Source organism: Oceanobacillus profundus (assembly GCF_003515705.1).
Classification (GTDB): domain Bacteria; phylum Bacillota; class Bacilli; order Bacillales; family Amphibacillaceae; genus Oceanobacillus; species Oceanobacillus profundus.
This window is the reverse complement of record NZ_QWEH01000011.1, coordinates 29,323-49,397: the sequence shown is the minus strand read 5'-3', so window position 1 is coordinate 49,397 and position 20,075 is coordinate 29,323. Positions and strand designations below refer to the sequence as shown.

Below are 20,075 nucleotides of genomic sequence, written 5' to 3'. Positions count from 1 at the left end.
TACTTTTTATTTATTAAAAGGTTAAGCTGCAAATAATACAGTGATCTGTACAATTTGTATGAAAATATGGAAATTATTAGACACATTGTAAAATGCAAATCAAATGAATCTCTTGTAGGATAGGAATAACAATAGATTTGTACTAATTTTTTAATGAAAGCGCTTTATATAATGAAGATTAATTCTAACCATGTACAACTATCAAATCAGAGCGGGTTTAAAGGGGAGAAATTTTATGGGAAAAGTGATGAACTGGGATGAATGGGCTGATCTTGATGCCATCGGTCTTGCTGAATTAGTAAAGAATGGACAAATTTCTTCGCAAGAGGTGGCCAAGCAGGTTACCGTTGCTATCAAAGCCTTAAATCCCGAAATTAACGCTGTTATTGAAGTTTTTGATGATGCGATTAATGAACCTACGAAAGATGGAACAAATCCGGATGGGGTATTCGCGGGAGTACCTTTTTTAATGAAAGATTTAGGCCCCACTGTCAAAGGGCGTCTGCAAGAGATGGGCTCTCTTTTTATGCAAGGAAATCGTTCTCAAGCTGACAGCTTCCTGACCGAGCAGATCCGTAAAGCGGGTCTTAATATTATAGGTAGAACGACAACACCTGAGTTTGGGCTCTGCAGTTCAGCAGAGAATCCAGAAGTCTACGTAACACGAAATCCTTGGAATCTTGAATATACGACCTGTGGTTCTTCTGCTGGCACGGCAGCTTCGGTTGCTGCTGGTATCGTTCCACTCTCACATGCGACTGATGGTGGTGGCTCGATTCGAATACCTGCTGGTGTAAACGGAAATATTGGTTTAAAGCCATCTCGTGGGGTCTTTTCGGTAGGACCTGCTGGTTCGGATTTAATGGGAGTTGTCTCTGCTCAAGGATGCATTTCACGTACGATTCGTGATACTGCTGCGTTTGTAGATAATTGCAGGGGTGGGGCACCTGGCGAGTTTATGCCTTATTGGATGCCGAAAGAACCGTACTCTGAGCTTATTCATCGGGATCCAGAGAAGTTGCGTATCGCGGTTTCGCATGAGTGGGGAGATTACCGGGCTACACCGGAAATTGTTGCTGAATTGGAGCGGACAGCACGTTTTCTTGAGAAACTCGGTCATCACGTCGAGTGGGTTATTCCTGATATTGATTTCCATACTGCTTACGAAGCGCAGACTTCATGCTATATCATGAATTTTTCACAAGTGATTGCAGAGTTGCTGGAGCAAAAAAACTTAGAACGGCCACCTGTCAAACTGATTGAATCAATGTGTATTAAAGTATGGGAAGAAGGGCGTATTGCTTCCTATACGGACCGCGCGAAAATGCAAGCTGCCTTTAATCAAACCTCCCGTAGTCTAGGCAGCTTTTTTGAAGATTGGGATATCATTCTAACTCCAACAATGGCATTACCTACACCGAAAATTGGAACGAAGGAATATTTGACTACTAGTGATAACCCATCTGTGTACGATTGGTTTGAGAATCTATGGAGCATATTTGCTTATACTTCGATTGCTAACCTTTGTGGGCTTCCGGGTATTTCGTTACCGATGGCTAAGCTTAAAAACGGGCTTCCATTAGGAATTCACGCCCTTGCACGTCAAGGAAATGATGGATTGCTTCTGCAACTAGGAGCACAGATTGAACGAGCATTGGATGGGAAATGGAATCAGGGTCAGCGTCCTGCAGTCCACGTAACGTCTATATAACGAGTAAATAGGAGAGCAATTATTTTAAAAATAAGCGTGATACCTTCTGCAAATTAAGATGATGTGTGATAGGTACCACACTTATTTTTTGAGTTTTCCTTTATTTTCTTTCGGTTTTAGAATTCCGTATTATTTAGCATTTTATAGGCGCTGACTGCCAATTCAATCGCCTGTCTTTTAGTTGGTTCCATAAAGTCATCACCAAGTAACTCTTCTATTTTTTCCAAACGGTGATAAAGCGTTTGCCGTACAATATAAAGCCGGTCAGAAGTCTCTTTTTTGGATCCCATGGTATCGAGAAATATAGAAAGGGTTAAAAGCAGGTTACCCTTTATTTTTTCCTCATATTCTAATAAAGGACCTAAATACTCTGATACATAAGCTTTTAATTCATTTTGGTTAAGCTTCGATAAAAGACGATAAACCCCTATCTCTTCATAGAATAGCGTATCCAAGAGTTTCTTTTTCTGAATAAAAAGTACTTCGTTTGCTTCATGACAGCATGCAGCTATTTTTTTATAATCTTTTTGAAGACTGCTTATCCCAATGCCATAATGATCACCGTGAAAAATATGATTCTCATGAATGTTGCGAATTTCCTTTGCTAGAATAGTAAAACTGTCGATATCTCTTATTGTATTACTCTTATTATAGAAAGAGGCGATTACTGCAATTTTATTTTTGGTAACAGACATAGCTGGGAAGAAGCCATTTTTCTTTAATAATGATCTTAGAATGATAGACTGTTGGAGCTTTATCTCTTCCCAATCTTCTTCTTTCAAGTTTTCTTCAATGGAATTATTTTCAATAAGAATCAGTCTGTAATAACTATTATTAGCAGGAGCAGGCAGGAATTTATGTGCTATTGATGATTCAAATTCCTCGCCGTGCAGTAATTTTTGAACAATTTCCTCTTCTTGGTTTTGCTTTCTTTCTTCAATCGTTCGATTTCGAAGCAGGATTTGCGCAATGGCTAATGAAGCACGATCCATCACGGAAAATGAAAACTCATCCAAATCATTTGATTTCTTTTGTAAACAGAGATTTCCCCATGAATGACCAAGTCCTTTAATTGGAAAAGTAGTGTAATATTCATTATCCAATAGATGATCTCTATATGGTTCCAATTTTATAGAATTATTCATTATCAAGTTCATAAATTCAGTACGCTCTTTAAGTTTAAGCGGGTAGTAAAATGCTTTTTTATCATCGGTTATGAGTAAAGCAGTAGCATGAAATAGATCGTACAGTTTTTTTAGGATTTTTAAAATACCGTTTGGTTCTAAAGATAATTCATTAAATTGATTCGAGAGAACATGTAGGTGGTTGAGCATTTGATGATGTCTATTGATAATAATCGTATGTAAATCCTGGGTGATATCTACAAATTTAACAATTTGTGAAAAAGCTATGATGGGAAAATGGTGTTCGTTAGCGAATGCTATAATTTCTGGTGCTATTGCTTTCACATGTGTTCCAAGTTCAATGCAAATTCCAGCGACATCTTTTTCAATTAGTTTATTTAGCTTAGGTATTCCTGCTGGTGAGTCAAATTCGATGTTAGATCCTGTAGTAAGAATTAATTCTCCTCCATTTATAAATGAATCAAACGCTTCCATCTCTAAAATATGTGACCATTTTATTTCCCGATCTTTTCCCTTTTCCCCAGCAATTAATTTCGCATTTTTAAATATGTCTCTGCCTAATATATCATTTATAGTTACTTTCCAATTTTCCATGGACTGCCCTCCAAATTGTAAAATAAAAAAATGATTTATTTTACTTTATGTAAAATGCTTTTTTAAAATAAACGATATAAAATAATTATGTAATAGAAAGAAAGTTGTGTCAAACTTAATAATTAAGAATTCTGTAAAAGGAAACTAAATACAACATGATGAGCAAAATGGACATTTCGTTAAAAGGAAAATCTAAACATGGAAGGAGAAGGTAAAATGGAAACGCTTCAAAAACAAACATTAGTTGAAAAAGATCGTCAAAATGTGTGGCATCATATTTCACCCTATAGTAAAGAAAATGCGCCAATGATTGTAGAGGAAGGGAAAGGTTCTTGGATTACAGATCATGAAGGAAACAGGTACCTTGATGGAATGTCTGGATTATGGTGTGTCAATGTTGGCTATGGACGCGAGGAATTAGCTAAAGCTGCTTATGAACAGGTTAAAAAAATGGCATACACTCCAATGACACAAAGCCATCTTCCAGCAATTCAGTTAGCAGAGAAAATAAATGAATTGCTTGACGATGATTATATGATCTTTTATTCCAACAGCGGTTCAGATGCGAATGAGGTAGCATTTAAGATCGCTCGTCAATATCATCAACAGAATGGCGATACAAACCGCTACAAAATTCTTTCTCGTTATCGTGCTTATCATGGAAGCTCGATGGGAGCTTTATCTGCAACAGGCCAGGCATTAAGGAAATATAAATATGAACCGCTGACTTCTGGGTTTTTACATGTTGCACCACCGGATAACTACCGGAAACCAGAAGGAGTATCAATTGAGGAATATAATTTACAAAAAGCGAAAGAAATAGAAGAAACAATTATTTGGGAACAAAAGGAAACGATTGCCGCGGTTATTATGGAACCATTAATTACTGGCGGCGGTGTATTAATACCACATTCTGTTTACGTGGAAGAGGTTGAGAGAATTTGTAAGCGCCATGGTGTTCTTCTTATCATTGATGAAGTAATTTGCGGGTTTGGAAGAACGGGTAAATCTTTCGGACATAAACATTTTAATATTAAGCCAGATATGATAACGATGGCAAAAGGCTTAACGAGTGCCTATTTACCACTATCGGTAACAGCAGTTCGAAAGGATATTTACGAAGCATTTAAAAGCAATGAAGAGAATAGCCATTTTCGTCATGTAAATACATTTGGTGGAAATCCAGCTGCTTGTGCAGTAGCATTAAAAAATATTGAAATTATGGAGAGAGAAAATTTAGTTGACCGATCTGTAGAATTAGGAGAACGTTTGCTAAATGGATTAGATGAATTGAAAGCTTATGATTATGTTGGGGATATACGTGGCTTAGGTTTAGTCGCTGGAATCGAAATTGTTGAAGATAAGCTGACGAAGGAACCAGGCTCAAAGGAACGTGTAGGAAAGCTGATTGCGGATTGTAAAGACAGGGGATTGATAATTGGTAAGAATGGAGATACAGTTGCGGGTTATAACAATATTTTGACGCTAAGCCCTCCATTATCATCTACAGATGAAGATATTGATTTTATTATTTCTGTTTTACAAAAAGTTTTTAGTGAGAATGCTGATAACAAACAAAATGCATAACCAGGGAAATTAACAGTTAAGTGTTCGGAAAAATCTGTAGGTGCAGATTAGTCAACCTATTGGGATAAAAATGCTAGACTAGAAGAAATCTATATTTCTAAAAGATGAAGCTAGGAGGATTTCAATTGACACAAACAGCAGTAAAAGAAGTTAAAAACTATATCGGTGGAAAATGGGTAGAAGCGAATACAGATAAAACGGAAGCCGTGTACAATCCAGCAACAGGTGAGGTGATTGCAAACGTACCTGTCTCAACGAAAGAGGATGTTGATCATGCAGTACAGGTAGCCGCTGAGGCGTTCCAATCATGGAAAGAAGTAGCGGTCCCAAAACGTGCCCGTATTCTATTTAAATATCAGCAGTTGCTCGTAGACAATTGGGAAGAATTAGCGAAAATCATTACGATTGAAAATGGAAAAAGTTACGCGGAAGCATATGGTGAAGTGCAACGTGGAATTGAGAATGTAGAGTTTGCTGCAGGTGCCCCGTCCTTAATGATGGGAGAACAGCTTCCATCGATTGCAACAGAATTAGAGTCTGGTGTATACCGCTATCCAATCGGTGTTATTGGTGGGATTACGCCATTTAACTTTCCAATGATGGTGCCTTGCTGGATGTTCCCGATGGCAATCGCAACTGGAAATACGTTTGTTTTAAAGCCATCTGAACGTACCCCGCTTTTAGCAAATCGTTTAGCAGAGTTACTAGAGGAAGCAGGTTTACCAGAAGGTGTGTTTAATATTGTGCATGGAGCACATGACGTCGTTAATGGTTTACTGGATCATAAAAAAGTAGCAGCAATCTCTTTTGTTGGATCGCAGCCTGTGGCAGAATATGTATACAAACGCGGAACGGATAACCTGAAGCGCGTGCAGGCTTTAGCTGGGGCTAAAAACCATTCGATCGTTCTGGCAGATGCTAACTTGGATAATGCAACAACACAAATCATGAATGCAGCATTTGGTTCCGCTGGTGAACGTTGTATGGCAGCATCAGTCGTTGCGGTTGAAGATTCCGTTGCGGATGAATTTATTTCTCTGTTAACGCAAAAAGCCAATGAAATCGAAATTGGCAATGGGCTAGATGATGGTGTATTCCTAGGACCAGTGATTCGAGAGCAACATAAAGAGCGAACACTGAACTATATTGAAACAGGAGAACAAGAAGGAGCAAAACTTGTGCGTGATGGTCGAAATGATGAAGCAGTTCAGCAAAAAGGCTACTTTGTTGGACCAACCATTTTCGATAACGTAACCTCAGAAATGAAAATCTGGCAGGATGAAATCTTCGCACCAGTATTATCAATCGCGCGTGTGAAGGATTTGGATGATGCAATTGATTTATCCAATCAATCCCGTTTTGCGAACGGTGCTTGTATTTTCACCAAGGATGGTGGAAGTGTTCGTCGGTTCCGAGAGACAATTGATGCAGGTATGCTTGGTGTCAATATCGGAGTACCTGCACCAATGGCATTCTTCCCATTCTCTGGATGGAAAGATTCGTTTTATGGCGACCTTCATGCGAACGGAAAAGATGGATTGCATTTTTATACGAGGAAGAAAGTTATTACGACGAAGTGGGTTTAACACCTAGGTAACATATAACGGAGCTTATCAGAATTGTTAATGGTAAGCTCTGTTAAGTTTTGAAGTAAAGTTCAAGGAATAGCGAAGGAAGGATAAAATAAATTTAATCTGTTTGGGGGATCGGTTACAGAAAATATTCGATCTGGCCCCCGTATAATTAGCTTGACATAAGTAAAATATAAATTTTTCTAATGTCAAAAAAAAGGAAGAAAATTCTTCGAAATTGTCGGCCGTTGTTAAGATTAAATTATTAAAATTAATTAATGTAATATTCGATATATTGTGAAACGGATGAAAGATACCCTCTATTAAATTCACGTCATACTAATTAAATTTTTGGCATCACACTTTTCTCGATCTTCTCTTACACCACTAGTGAATTTATATAATTATTTCCAGCAATATAAGCAAATAAGCTTTAATGAAGAAGATTGCTATAGTTAAAATGGTGATTTGCTAATAGGTTACCGCATAAGTATATAGTAATCTTCTATTTCATTTTTAAAAAGAGTTATAAAGGGAGGTTTATCATTGAGTGATTTATTAAAAAATCTTATATCAGGTGAGGTGCTTGCAGCAAACTTTGAGGAATCTAAAACAAGTTTTAACACCGAGGAAGCACTGGATGAAGCGAATCGGTGTTTATATTGTTATGACGCACCTTGTATCACAGCATGCCCAACAGGGATTGATATACCGGGGTTCATTAAAAAGATTGCTTCTGGGAACTTGAAGGGGTCTGCAACAACGATTATGAATTCAAATCCTGTCGGGGCTAGTTGTGCACGAGTTTGTCCTACAGAAGAACTTTGTGAAGGAGCCTGTGTACTAAATCAATCTACCAAACCTATTCCAATTGGGGATTTGCAACGATTTGCTACAGATTGGGCCATTAAGAATGAAGAAGTATTATTTAAGGCAGGTGAAAAGAATGGAAAAACGGTTGCTATTGTCGGCAGTGGACCTGCTGGCTTATCAACGGCACGTGAATTGGCTCGATTAGGTTATGAAGTAACTATATTTGAAGCCAAAAGTGAAGCTGGTGGGTTAGATACATTTGGAATTGTTCCTTTCCGTCTACCGAAAGATATTTCACTTTGGGAAGTGGAACAAGTGGAAAATTTAGGAGTGGAAATTCGAACGAATACCGAAATCGGCAAGGATATTCTTGCGGATGATCTTGTAGAACAATATGATGCGATAGTACTAGCTATTGGAATGTCCAAAGTTCCAATGCTTGGAATTGAAGGCGAGGAACTAGAAGGAATATACGACGCTATTGACTTGGTAGAAAGAACGAAAAATGGTGATTATGCAGAGGAGTTTATTGGAAAATGTGTTGCTGTTATCGGTGCAGGGAATACCGCAGTTGATGGTGCGACAACGTCTGTGAGACTTGGTGCTGACAATGTGAAAATTCTTTACCGTAGAACGGAAGCTGAAATGACTGCTTATGATTTTGAATATGAGTTTGCCAAACAGGATGGTGTGGAATTTAGATGGTTGACCAATCCAAAACGTCTTATCAGTGATGAAAATGGGCATGTAAAACAAATGGAATGCGTGAAGATGGAGTTACATGAAGCTGAAGGAGATGGACGCCCTCGACCAGTGGAAAAAGAAGGATCCGAATTCTTGATGGATGTAGATATCGTTGTCAAAGCCATTGGTCAAACAAGACATATGAAAATGATTGAGGCTTTTGGTTTGAATCATAATGGCGGAGTTGTAAAAGTTGACCCAGAAACTTTTATCACATCTAATCCAAAAGTGTATGCTGCAGGAGATATGATTTTTGGCAAAGGGCTTGGAGAAGCAATGGTCGTAACTGCTGCTCAACAAGGAAAAGATACGGCATTAGCAATTCACGAACGCTTTAAAGAATCTGTAACAGATATGCATAATAGAGTTAATTAAATATAAGGAGGATGTAAATGGCTGATATAAGTATTAATTTTGCTGGAATCAAATCACCTAATCCGTACTGGCTGGCATCTGCACCCCCGACGAATACCGGATATCAAGTACAGCGTGCTTTTGAAGCAGGATGGGGAGGGGCTGTATGGAAAACATTAGGAGAACCAGTATTAAATGTCACCTCTCGATTTGGTGCCTCTCATTTTAACGGACAGCGAGTTGCTGGTTTTAACAATATAGAATTAATCTCAGATCGACCACTAGATGTTAATTTGAAAGAAATCTATGAAACGAAGAAACTTTTTCCTGAACGTGTCATTATCGCTTCCTTGATGGTAGAGCCTAAGCGTGAAAAATGGCATGAGATTGTAAAAAGAGTTCAGGACGTCGGAGTTGATGGGTTTGAGCTAAATCTTGGCTGTCCACATGGCATGTCTGAAAGAGGAATGGGTTCAGCTATTGGTCAGCATCCAGATTTAGTAGAAATGACGACAATGTATGCCAAGGAAGCTGCTGAGGTTCCAGTTATCACGAAACTGACTCCAAACATTACAGATATAACAGCAACAGCAAAAGCTGCTGCTCGAGGTGGGGCAGACGCCATCAGTTTGATTAACACGATTAATAGTTTAATAGGTGTAGATTTGGATACATGGAACACGCTTCCAAATGTGAATGGAAAAGGGGCACACGGTGGTTATTGCGGACCAGCAGTGAAACCAATTGCATTAAATATGGTTGGAGAGTGCGCAAGAAATCCGGAAGTGAATATCCCGATATCGGGAATTGGTGGAATTTCTACGTGGCGAGATACCGTGGAATTTATGCTGATGGGTGCTGGTGGTGTACAAGTATGTACAGCAGCGATGCATCACGGATTCCGGATTATTGATGATTTAACAGAGGGCTTGGAAAATTATCTGGATGAAAAGGGAATTGATTCCCTAAGTGACATAATAGGAAAATCTGTTGAAAAGTATACGGACTGGAGTAACCTGGATTTAAATCATAAGGTGGTTGCCCGTATAAATAATGATGTCTGCATTAATTGTAATAAATGTCATATAGCCTGTGAAGATACATCCCATCAATGTATTGATATGCTTACAGATGAAAATGGAAATGATATTCTGAGGGTAAGAGAAGATGATTGTGTTGGCTGTAATCTATGCTCCATCGTTTGTCCGGTGGATGGCGCGATTGACATGATTGATTTAATTCCAACTGAAGCCCCGATGTCCTGGAATGACCGTCAAGCAGCAATTGAGATACTGGAAAGACGCTAATTACTGTCGATAGAATTTTATATGAGGGAGGAATCATAGATGAAAAAAATTATTAAAAATGGAACGATTGTCACAGCAACAGACACGTATCAAGCGGACGTATTAATTGAAGATGAAAAAGTAAAAGCGATTGGTCAGGATTTAAGTGATGTCTATGCAGAAGTTATTGATGCAACAGGACTTTATGTTTTCCCTGGAGGCATTGATCCGCATACTCATATGGAGATGCCATTTGGTGGAACTGTAACAAAAGATGATTTTGAAAGCGGGACCATTGCAGCTGCATACGGTGGAACAACGACGGTTATAGACTTCTGTTTAACAGAAAAAGGAAAACCGCTGAAAAGTGCTTTGGAAAAATGGCATGCTAAATCAGAAGGCAGAGCAGTGATTGACTATGGATTTCATTTACAAATCGTAGAAGCAAATGAAAATGTCTTACAGGAGATACCTTCTATAATTGAAGAAGGAGTGACTTCCTTTAAAGTATTTATGGCTTACAAAAATGTTTTACAAGCAGATGATGAAACACTTTTCCAAACCCTAATTACTGCAAAAGACCATGGTGGATTAGTTATGGTACATGCAGAAAATGGGGATGTTATCGAACACTTGACACAAGAAGCGTTAAAAGCAGGCAAGACAGATCCAATCTATCACGCCTTAACTCGCCCACCAGAACTGGAAGGTGAAGCAACAGGCCGTGCTGCGAAGTTAACGGCATTAGCTAATTCTCAATTATATGTAGTGCACGTCACTTGTAAAGAAGCAGTGGAACAAATTGCTGAAGCTAGAAGCAAAGGATTCTCTGTTTACGGAGAAACTTGCCCCCAATATTTAGTACTTGATCAAACCTATCTGGAAAAAGCTAATTTTGAAGGTGCAAAATATGTATGGTCTCCGCCATTACGCGATAAATCTAACCAGGAAGTATTGTGGAATGCCTTGAAAAGTGGAGAACTGCAAACGATTGGTTCCGACCATTGTTCCTTCGACTTTGATGGACAAAAGGATTTAGGAAAAGGTGACTTTACTAAGATTCCAAATGGTGGGCCATTTGTCGAAGATCGTTTTAGCGTTCTATTCTCTGAAGGCGTGAAAAAAGGGCGCATTTCTATTAATCAATTTGTTGACATGGTCTCAACGCAGGCTGCCAAATTGTTTGGGTTATTCCCGCAAAAAGGAACGATTGCGCCTGGGACAGATGCTGACATCGTCCTGTTCGATCCAAATGTGGAACGTACGTTTTCCGTTGATACACATCATTCGGCCGTTGATTATAGCGCCTTGGAAGGGATGAGGGTAATTGGTCAGCCCGTAACAGTTCTATCTCGCGGAGAATATGTCATCAAGGACAAGGAATTAATAGCCAAACCAGGGACAGGGAAGTTCTTAAAACGAGCCAAATTTAATTCTGTGCAAATGAATGAAGAAGAAAAAGTTAAAAGCATTTAAATGAACTTCATGAAATCTCCTGTAGCTGCTTGATGAATAAATAATGGAGCAGCTTTTCAGTTTTAATTTACAAAAAAATGAAGAGAGGGTGGATTGTATTCAGGAAAGGGATATCGCTCTTACTTAAAGTCCCTAGATAGGATTTAGAAAATGCTATCTTAGCAGCAAAAAATAGAATGATTAGATTAGGGGGATCACATTGTCAAGCTATCAAGCGTTTTTACAAGAAAAACAGCTAATTGATGAGTTTGTTAATAACGGTTATAAAATCACTGCGATTACAGGGAGTTTGGACGGTGATAAGGTGGAGTTCCGAAAAGAGGGCTTAATCAAAATGAAGTCCATTCTGCTTTTGAATGCTGATAGTAGAAAGTATGTAACGACACTACTAATTAAACGACAACTTCAAAAACAATAAAACCAGGAGGAGTTACGGTGGAGAAACAAAAAGTATTAATTAATGGAGAAAGATTAAAACGAACGGTGGAAGAATTTGCAGACTATGGAAGAACAGATAATAACGGTGTCACTCGTTTAGCATTATCCGAAATTGATATAAAAGTAAGGGATCATTTTAAATCTGTCTGTGAAGCGTTAGGGATGACGGTAAAATGGGATGATATGGGTAATATGTATGCGACGCTAGAAGGAGTGGAAAATGACAAGCCCCCAATTGTTATCGGATCGCATTTGGACTCCGTAGAAAAAGGGGGAAGATTTGACGGTGTACTAGGTGTTTTAACTGGCCTTGAGGTAGTAAGAGTATTGGTCGAAAATAATATCAAGCCACAGATTCCAATCGTGGTAGCTAATATCACCAATGAAGAAGGTGCTAGATTCGAACCTTCGCTGATGGCTTCAGGGGTCTTATCAGGAAGGTTCGATAAAGATGAGATGTTGAGGTCGACCGATAAAAATGGCATCACATTTGCCGAATCTTTACATGCAAGTGGTTATAAAGGAAATAAAGAAAACCGCCTGACAGATGCAAAGGCTTTTTTGGAACTGCATATTGAACAAGGTCCTGTTTTAGAAAGTGAATTCATCAATATCGGAGTAGTAGAATGTGTGGTAGGCATGTGCTGCTATGAAATTGAAGTAGTTGGAGATTCTGACCATGCGGGTACTACTCCAATGCAAATGAGAAAAGATGCCTTATTTGCAACCAATTCCTTAATCAATGAAATACGAGAGCAAATGAGTAAATTGGACAGTGATCTTGTTTATACCATAGGCCGGATGAATGTTAGTCCGAATATCCATACAGTGATTCCAAATAAAGTCGTTTTCACACTTGAAGCTCGTCATAAAGAAGCGGCTACAATCAGTCAAGTTGAGGACATTATTCAAGGATTAACGGAATCGGACACAAAAGAAAAATGTGAAGTAAAGGTAACGAAACTCTGGGACCGTGATACAGTGTGGTTTAATGAAAAACTTGTAGACGCTTTAGAGGAATCCTGCAGGTCCCTAGACTACTCGTATAAACGCATACCAAGCGGTGCGGGACATGACGCGCAATTCATTGCGACATTTCTACCTGCTGCTATGGTCTTTGTGCCAAGCGTTAATGGAAAAAGCCACGCCGAAGATGAACTAACATCCTGGGAAGATTGTGAACGAGGGGTAAATGTCGTTTTACAGACAGTTTTGGATTTATCCAGCATTTAAAGCAATATTAAAAGCATACCTGCTTGATATCAAATCTAAAAGAGACAGGGTTCCGGTCACTTAGCCGATAGTAATTTGGAAAATTTCCTTAATAACGAATAACAAAAAGTTAGCGCTTCGTGAACCTGGCTGTTTCGGGGCCTGAATTATCCACAGTACTAAAATTTTATAGTTTTCTAAGCCATGAAAAAGATGAGTAGAATGACTGTTTCTTACTCATCTTTTTCATGGACATAACATTAATTTAAATCCCAACGATTCGAACCCACCCCTATCGAAAAATAATCATCAATTTTTATCCCATAACATATAATCAATTGAATATAACCGAAGTTCTAATCTATCCTCTCGCCAGCCAACTTTCATAGTATATCCATCGCATCAATCCGCTAGTTCTCCCAATGACATTACACCTTAATAAAATAAATAATGGGTTTACTGATTTTCAATAGAAATAGAATTTTTTTCAAAAGGGGGCAATAAGATGAAGAGAAAACAGCTTTGGTTTATCTGTATCCTGTTTATTGCAATCGGGCTTTTAGTTGGTTGTACTGGTGAAAAAAATGGGGAAGCTGGTAAAACGGAAGAAGGTAACGAAGATAATCGTACACTAACAATTGCACTCGGCACAGACATGGTATCGTTTGATGTGCATAATCACAATAATACCTCAACAGAAGCTATTCATATTAATATGTTTAATTATTTGGTAAAACGAAATAACGAAACAGGAGAAATGGAGCCGGATTTAGCGGAAAGCTATGAAAATATCGATGACTTAACATGGGAATTTAAATTGAAGGATGGGGTGACGTTTCATAATGGTGACGCCTTAACTTCAGCTGATGTCAAGTATTCGCTGGAACGTGTAGCAACTGATACGACACTGCTTGACCATGCGAACTATAAAACAATTAAGGAGGTTGAAGTTATCGATGACACTACATTTCGTATTCATACACATGAACCAGATCCTGCCCTGTTAAATCGTATTTCAAGAATTGGCTCAAGTATTTTACCTGCAAATTATATTGAAGAAAATGGCTTCGATCATTTTCTTGCAAATCCAATAGGGACTGGGCCGTTTGAGTTTGTCGAATGGGTTCGGGATGACCGGATTGTGCTGAAAACATATGGGGATTATTTTGATGAGAAAAATGAAGAATGGGATGAAATTGTTTATCGGATTATTCCAGAAAATTCAACACGGGTTTCCGAATTACTGACAGGTGGGGTCGATATGGCTGTCAATATTCCACCTAGTGATTGGGTGCGAGTAAATGAAAATGAAGGGACCTATTTAACACAAGGAATTTCCAATCGAACATTAATGATTTTCTTAAGGTCGACGGAAGGTTATCCAACAGAAGACAGGAGAGTGCGTGAAGCGCTAGATTTAGCAATCGACAATCAAGCAATTGTAGACAATATACTAGGAGGTGCTGGTACACCAACGATAACTCGTGTTGGTCCGGGCGATGTTGGTCATGCAGAGCATTTATATAATACGTATAATTATGATCCGGAAAGAGCAAAGGAATTATTAGCTGAAGCCGGGTTTAAAGATGGATTTGAAATGACACTTCATTCACCTAGAGGACGTTACTTGCAGGATGCGGAAATTGCAGAGATGGTAGCTGGAATGTTAGCAGAAATAGGAGTAACAATAAATATCGAATTTATGGAGTGGAGTAATTATCTTGAACTGCGAAACGCTGGAGAAAACAAAGACGCTTATTTATTAGGGCTTGGTAATTCGATGTTTGATGCCGCAAATGCACTTGATTATTACCGGTATGATCGTTTTATCGGACAGCTTGATTATCGAAATGATGAAGTAGAGGAATTGCTAGCAGCTGCTGAACAAAATATGGATGCAGAGGAGAGAAATGAGCAATATATAAAAATTCAAGAACTGCTTGCTGAAGATGTTGCACACCTTGTCTTGCACCAAGAGTCAATAAATATAGGGGTGGTTGATCACATTGATTATAAGCCAACGATGGATGAGATGATTTATATCGATTCGATTACTAGAAAGTAGCACTTGCTAAGGGTGGGGAATGTCTCCACTCTTCCTTTCCATACCTAACAGGAAGGTGGCGACAGATGATGCATTACATCGTAAGGAGAATGCTGCAAATTATTCCAGTCTTACTAATCATTTCATTTATTGTTTTTACACTCGTTTTTATTGCTGGTGACCCTGTTGCGCTCATGCTTCCAGAGGATGCTGCATTGGAAGAAATTGAACAGTTGCGAGAATCGCTTGGACTAAATGAACCCTTTTATATACAGTATGGAAACTATGTTTTTCGTATGATTCAAGGGGATTTTGGAGAATCTTTTCGCTATGGACAAGATGCGTTATCTGTCGTTTTAGAACGGCTTCCGGCTACGTTTGAGTTAGCGATTGCAGCGATTGTGATTGCAATTATGATAGCTATACCATTTGGAATCTGGTCCGCGACAAAACAAAATTCAAGTATTGATTTAATTGCTACTGGTGCTGCAGTTGTTGGAAAAGCGATGCCGAATTTTTGGCTTGGTATTATGCTGATTTTATTGTTCTCGGTAACATTAGGTGTATTACCGGTATCGGGAAGAGGGAGTATTGCTCACCTGATTCTTCCTGCTATCACATTAGGAACAGGGATTGCTGCTGAAATGACAAGGCTGATACGTTCAAGCATGCTCGAAATATTAAATCAGGATTATATACGGACTGCCAAAAGCAAAGGAATTAAATCGGTGCACGTGATTTATAAACATGCTTTTCGTAACGCGCTTATTCCTTTTGTAACGATAACCGCACTACAAACATCAACACTGATTGGCGGAGCCCTAATCACCGAAACGGTATTCGCATGGCCGGGAATAGGACAATTACTAATACAGGCAGTCAATACGCGTGACATGGCGATTGTTCAGGCATGTGTCATGATTATTGCAGCGATTGTCATACTGATGAATCTGTTAGCTGATATCATTTACCGCATCCTTGACCCTCGTATTAAATTGAATTAGGAGGTCGAAGTGATTGGGAGAGCAATCGAAAGCAATAATTGATGCAGATTCTCAAGTTTATATGAGAAAACGAAATGGAACAATCAAAAGATGGAGTAAGCTGCTTCTCAGAAGTAAGACAGGAACAGTAGGACTTCTCATTGTGTTCTTTATAACCCTCGTAGCTGTTTTTGCACCAATACTTGCACCGCATGATCCAAATGCTATTAATCCGGGGGGATTGCATGTACCGCCTTCATGGATGGAAGGGGGAAGCGCAGAACATTTACTTGGAACAGATAATCTAGGGAGAGATATTTTAAGCCGAATAATTTACGGTTCTCAAGTATCATTGCTTGTCGGGATTGCGGCAGTTCTATTATCTGGAATAATTGGTGTCTGTATCGGATTAATTGCCGGGTTTTACGGTGGGCTTTTAGATAATATTTTAATGCGCTTTGTAGATTCATTTCTCGCCATACCAACCATTCTTTTTTCACTCGTCTTTTTAGCCGTTTTTGGACCGAGTATTATCACGCTGATTATTGTGCTCGGTTTAACAAATTGGACATCGTATGCAAGACTGGTGCGCGGTGAAGTTCTATCGATAAAGGAAAGAGATTTTGTAAGGGCGGCCAGGTCCATTGGTGTGAAAAATAATAAGATTATAATAAGACATCTGCTGCCTAATGTTATCTCAACATTTATTGTTATTTCAACATTGAGTGTAGCGTCAACGATTATCTTAGAATCGTCTTTAAGTTTTCTAGGGTTGGGTATACAGCCCCCGACCGTATCATGGGGTACGGTTTTAAGTGATGGAAGGGATTACTTAGCTACAAGCTGGTGGTTGGCGACCTTTCCAGGCATTGCGATAACCATAACGGTTCTCGGTATTATCTTTTTAGGTGATTGGCTCCGTGATGTGCTGGACCCCCGAACAAAATAGACGCCGATAAGGAGGAATAACAATGAAGGAACCGTTCATTCACATTAAAAATCTGAGGACCTATTTTCATACAGAAGATGGAACTGTGCCCGCGGTTGATGATGTATCCTTATCGATTAACAAAGGGGAAATACTTGCAATTGTAGGTGAATCAGGATCCGGAAAAAGTGTAACCTCACTATCACTGATGCGTTTGATTGATCCGCCAGGTCGAATTGAATCTGGAGAAATCCTCTTTGAAGGCCATAATCTAGTAGACTATTCTATGAAAAAAATGCGAGCAATTCGTGGCAATAAAATAGCTATGATCTTCCAAGAACCGCTAACCTCTTTAAATCCAGTATTTACAGTGGGAAATCAAATTTCAGAATCTATTATCGAGCATCAACATAAAAGTAAAAAAGAAGCAAAGCAGCTGACGATTGAGATGCTGACAAAGGTTGGCATCCCACGGCCTGATAGAGTGTTTCATTCCTATCCGCATGCTTTAAGCGGTGGAATGCGACAACGAGTAATGATTGCAATGGCATTATCCTGTAACCCCGAATTATTAATTGCAGATGAACCAACAACAGCACTTGATGTTACCATACAAGCTCAGATACTTCATTTAATGAAAGAATTAATTATTGAATTCGAAACATCAATTCTGCTGATTACACATGATTTAGGTGTTGTAGCTGAGATGGCGGATCGAGTTATCGTTATGTATGGTGGTCAAATTGTTGAAGAAACAGATGTCTTTACGTTATTTAAGCATCCGAAACATCCGTATACGAAGGGACTTCTCTCCAGTACACCAAAAGTGCATGAATTAAAAGAAGAACTAGTACCTATTCCTGGCTCTGTGCCAAATCCAATTGATTATCCAATCGGCTGCCGATTCGCAGACCGTTGTGCTTTGGTTATGGAAACCTGCAGAACGGTTCATCCAGAATTAATCGAGGTCAAACCCGGGCATTTGGTTAGATGCTGGCTACATGAAAGAAAGGGGGAAGGAACTTGACAGGGAAAGGGCATTTACTTGAAGTGAGAGGATTAAAGAAATCTTTTGAAGTTAAAAGTGGCTTTTTAAAAAGAAATAAAAACGATTTAAAAGCAGTAAATGATGTTAGCTTTTTTATCGATGCGGGGGAAACACTCGGTATTGTTGGAGAATCAGGGTGTGGTAAATCGACAACGGGTAATATGATTGTTCAGTTATTAGAACCAACCGCAGGAGAGATTTATTTTGAAGGCGAGGATATAACGAAATTAAAAGGGGAAGCATTGCGAAAGAAACGATCAGACATTCAGATTATTTTCCAGGATCCTTATTCCTCCCTTAATCCACGAATGCGTGTATTTGATTTAATAGCAGAACCAATTCGAACACATCAAACAATATCGAAAAAAGTACTTGAAGAACGCGTGCTAGAATTAATGAAGGTTGTCGGACTGAATCCTTCCTATGCAAATCGTTATCCACATGAATTTAGCGGAGGTCAGAGACAACGTATTGGTATTGCACGAGCTATTGCCTTGAATCCGAAGTTAATTGTGTGCGATGAACCTGTATCTGCGCTTGATGTATCCATTCAATCCCAAATTTTAAATCTACTTGTAAAACTTCAGAAGGAACTTCAAATTACGTATCTTTTTATTGCACATGGTCTTCCTGTTGTGAAACATATTAGTGATCGTATCGCTGTCATGTATTTAGGGAAAATTGTTGAGTTAACAACAAAAGAGAATCTATTTAAAAAGCCGATGCATCCATATACTAAGGGGCTCTTAGCAGCTATTCCTGTGCCAGACCCCACACAGCGGGATTTGAAAGAACATAGAGTATTAATAAAAGGAGATATCCCAAACGCCGTTCATCCACCTTCAGGTTGTGTTTTTCATCCACGCTGTCCGTATGCTACAGAACTTTGTGCACAAGAGGAGCCATTATTTGAAGAAAAAGAATCCGGACATTTCGCAGCGTGTCACTATCCCTTAAGGGAGGATAAGGGGATTGTCTATCTAAGGGAAGGAAATCATCATGGAGAAGTACATTTTGAATCAAAAAAAGGAGATGCTCGATTTAATTGAACAATTAGTTAACATTGATAGTGGATCGTATTATAAAAAAGGTATTGATAGAGTAGCAGAAATATTGATAAAGCAATTTAGAGAGATGGGTTTTCAGGTTACGATAAAGAAGAATAAGCGATACGGAAATAATGTTGTCATAGAATACGAGAAAAATAAAGAAACTGATATTTTACTTGTTGCACATATGGATACTGTTTTTCCAGAAGGGACTGTAAGTGAGCGCCCTTTTACCATTAAGGGAACCCGTGCATATGGACCAGGTGTTATTGATATGAAGTCAAGTCTAGTAACACTATTATATGCAATAAAAGCACTCCATCATCAGCATAACAATGCGTATAAAAATGTAACGATTATTTTAAATAGTGATGAAGAAATTGGTTCACCAACGTCTAGAAAACTAATTGAGGAAGTTTCTGCTACGAAAAAATATGCACTTATTATGGAACCCGCACGAAAAGATGGTTCCATTGTCTCGGAAAGACGCGGAGGTGGAAAATATATTTTATCTGTGAAAGGAAAAGCAGCACATTCCGGAGTTTCTCCAGAAGAAGGGAAAAGTGCGATAGAAGAACTTGCTCATAAAATTATCAAACTTCAACAGCTGAATAATGCGCAAAAGGGAATATCGATTAATGTTGGTATGATTGAAGGTGGAAATGCAGTAAATGTTGTACCATCTGAAGCAAAAGGCATGGTAGATGTGCGAATTACAAGTAGTGATCAAGCTAAGTATGTAAGGAAGAGAATTGAAGAGATCTGCGCTAAACCTGATATAAAAGGTACAAATATTACGTTGAAAGGTGGAATTAATCGGCTTCCTCTTGAATTAAATAAAGCAAACAAGAAACTTTTACAGGTGATTCAAGATGCTGCAGACTCAATCGGAATTGAATTGAAAGCTGTTCATACTGGAGGTGGCTCTGATGCATCATTCCCCGCTAATTTAGGAGTAGCAACAATGGATGGGCTAGGACCTGTTGGTGGGGGGCTCCATAATGAAGATGAATATTTAGAGATAGATTCTTTAACGGAAAGATGCTTCTTATTGGCAGAGACGATTTCACGGCTCTCCGAATAAATAAGCAG

15 protein-coding genes are annotated in these 20,075 nt (G+C 38.8%); 14 read left to right on the top strand and 1 reads right to left on the bottom strand.

Annotation, left to right across the window (positions count from 1 at the left end; genetic code table 11):
* The first annotated feature begins 235 nt into the window (after positions 1–235).
* Positions 236–1,711 (top strand): amidase, encoded by a 1,476-nt coding sequence (locus D1B32_RS15310; RefSeq protein ID WP_118889795.1) that lies wholly within the window; start codon positions 236–238, stop codon positions 1,709–1,711.
* Positions 1,712–1,827: 116 nt separating this feature from the next.
* Here D1B32_RS15310 and D1B32_RS15305 read toward each other — a convergent pair whose 3' ends face one another.
* Complete coding sequence (locus tag D1B32_RS15305; RefSeq protein WP_118889794.1) at positions 1,828–3,450, bottom strand: PucR family transcriptional regulator; 1,623 nt, start codon at positions 3,448–3,450, stop codon at positions 1,828–1,830.
* Between the two features lie 216 nt (positions 3,451–3,666).
* Here D1B32_RS15305 and D1B32_RS15300 point away from each other — a divergent pair, with 216 nt between their 5' ends.
* From D1B32_RS15300 to D1B32_RS15240, 13 genes are all read left to right on the top strand, one after another.
* Entirely contained in the window at positions 3,667–5,037 is a 1,371-nt protein-coding gene (locus D1B32_RS15300) for an aspartate aminotransferase family protein (protein ID WP_118889851.1), read from the top strand.
* Between the two features lie 125 nt (positions 5,038–5,162).
* Positions 5,163–6,623 (top strand): CoA-acylating methylmalonate-semialdehyde dehydrogenase, encoded by a 1,461-nt coding sequence (locus D1B32_RS15295; protein WP_095310960.1) that lies wholly within the window; start codon positions 5,163–5,165, stop codon positions 6,621–6,623.
* 531 nt (positions 6,624–7,154) lie between these two features.
* Positions 7,155–8,540 (top strand): NAD(P)-dependent oxidoreductase, encoded by a 1,386-nt coding sequence (locus tag D1B32_RS15290; RefSeq protein WP_118889793.1) that lies wholly within the window; start codon positions 7,155–7,157, stop codon positions 8,538–8,540.
* A gap of 17 nt (positions 8,541–8,557) precedes the next feature.
* Entirely contained in the window at positions 8,558–9,826 is a 1,269-nt protein-coding gene (preA, locus tag D1B32_RS15285) for an NAD-dependent dihydropyrimidine dehydrogenase subunit PreA (protein WP_118889792.1), read from the top strand.
* Between the two features lie 39 nt (positions 9,827–9,865).
* Positions 9,866–11,281, top strand: a complete 1,416-nt coding sequence (hydA, locus tag D1B32_RS15280; RefSeq protein WP_118889791.1) for a dihydropyrimidinase — start codon at positions 9,866–9,868, stop codon at positions 11,279–11,281.
* Between the two features lie 199 nt (positions 11,282–11,480).
* Positions 11,481–11,699: a hypothetical protein gene (locus D1B32_RS15275; protein WP_095310952.1), complete on the top strand. Its 219-nt coding sequence runs from the start codon at positions 11,481–11,483 to the stop codon at positions 11,697–11,699.
* A gap of 17 nt (positions 11,700–11,716) precedes the next feature.
* Positions 11,717–12,952, top strand: a complete 1,236-nt coding sequence (locus D1B32_RS15270; RefSeq protein ID WP_095310950.1) for a Zn-dependent hydrolase — start codon at positions 11,717–11,719, stop codon at positions 12,950–12,952.
* Positions 12,953–13,436: 484 nt separating this feature from the next.
* Entirely contained in the window at positions 13,437–14,996 is a 1,560-nt protein-coding gene (locus tag D1B32_RS15265; protein WP_118889790.1) for an ABC transporter substrate-binding protein, read from the top strand.
* Between the two features lie 65 nt (positions 14,997–15,061).
* Positions 15,062–15,979, top strand: a complete 918-nt coding sequence (locus D1B32_RS15260; protein WP_118889789.1) for an ABC transporter permease — start codon at positions 15,062–15,064, stop codon at positions 15,977–15,979.
* A 61-nt stretch (positions 15,980–16,040) separates the two neighbouring features.
* Positions 16,041–16,907 carry an ABC transporter permease gene (locus D1B32_RS15255; RefSeq protein ID WP_118889850.1) on the top strand — a complete coding sequence of 289 codons (867 nt, stop codon included), beginning with the start codon at positions 16,041–16,043 and terminating at the stop codon, positions 16,905–16,907.
* 22 nt (positions 16,908–16,929) lie between these two features.
* Entirely contained in the window at positions 16,930–17,913 is a 984-nt protein-coding gene (locus D1B32_RS15250) for an ABC transporter ATP-binding protein (protein ID WP_095310944.1), read from the top strand.
* Entirely contained in the window at positions 17,910–18,983 is a 1,074-nt protein-coding gene (locus D1B32_RS15245; RefSeq protein WP_118889788.1) for an ABC transporter ATP-binding protein, read from the top strand. Before D1B32_RS15250 ends, D1B32_RS15245 begins: the two co-directional genes overlap by 4 nt.
* The gene (locus D1B32_RS15240) at positions 18,949–20,067 is read left to right on the top strand and encodes a M20 family metallopeptidase (protein WP_338045035.1); all 1,119 of its coding nucleotides are present in this window, start codon (positions 18,949–18,951) and stop codon (positions 20,065–20,067) included. Before D1B32_RS15245 ends, D1B32_RS15240 begins: the two co-directional genes overlap by 35 nt.
* Positions 20,068–20,075: the final 8 nt, after the last annotated feature.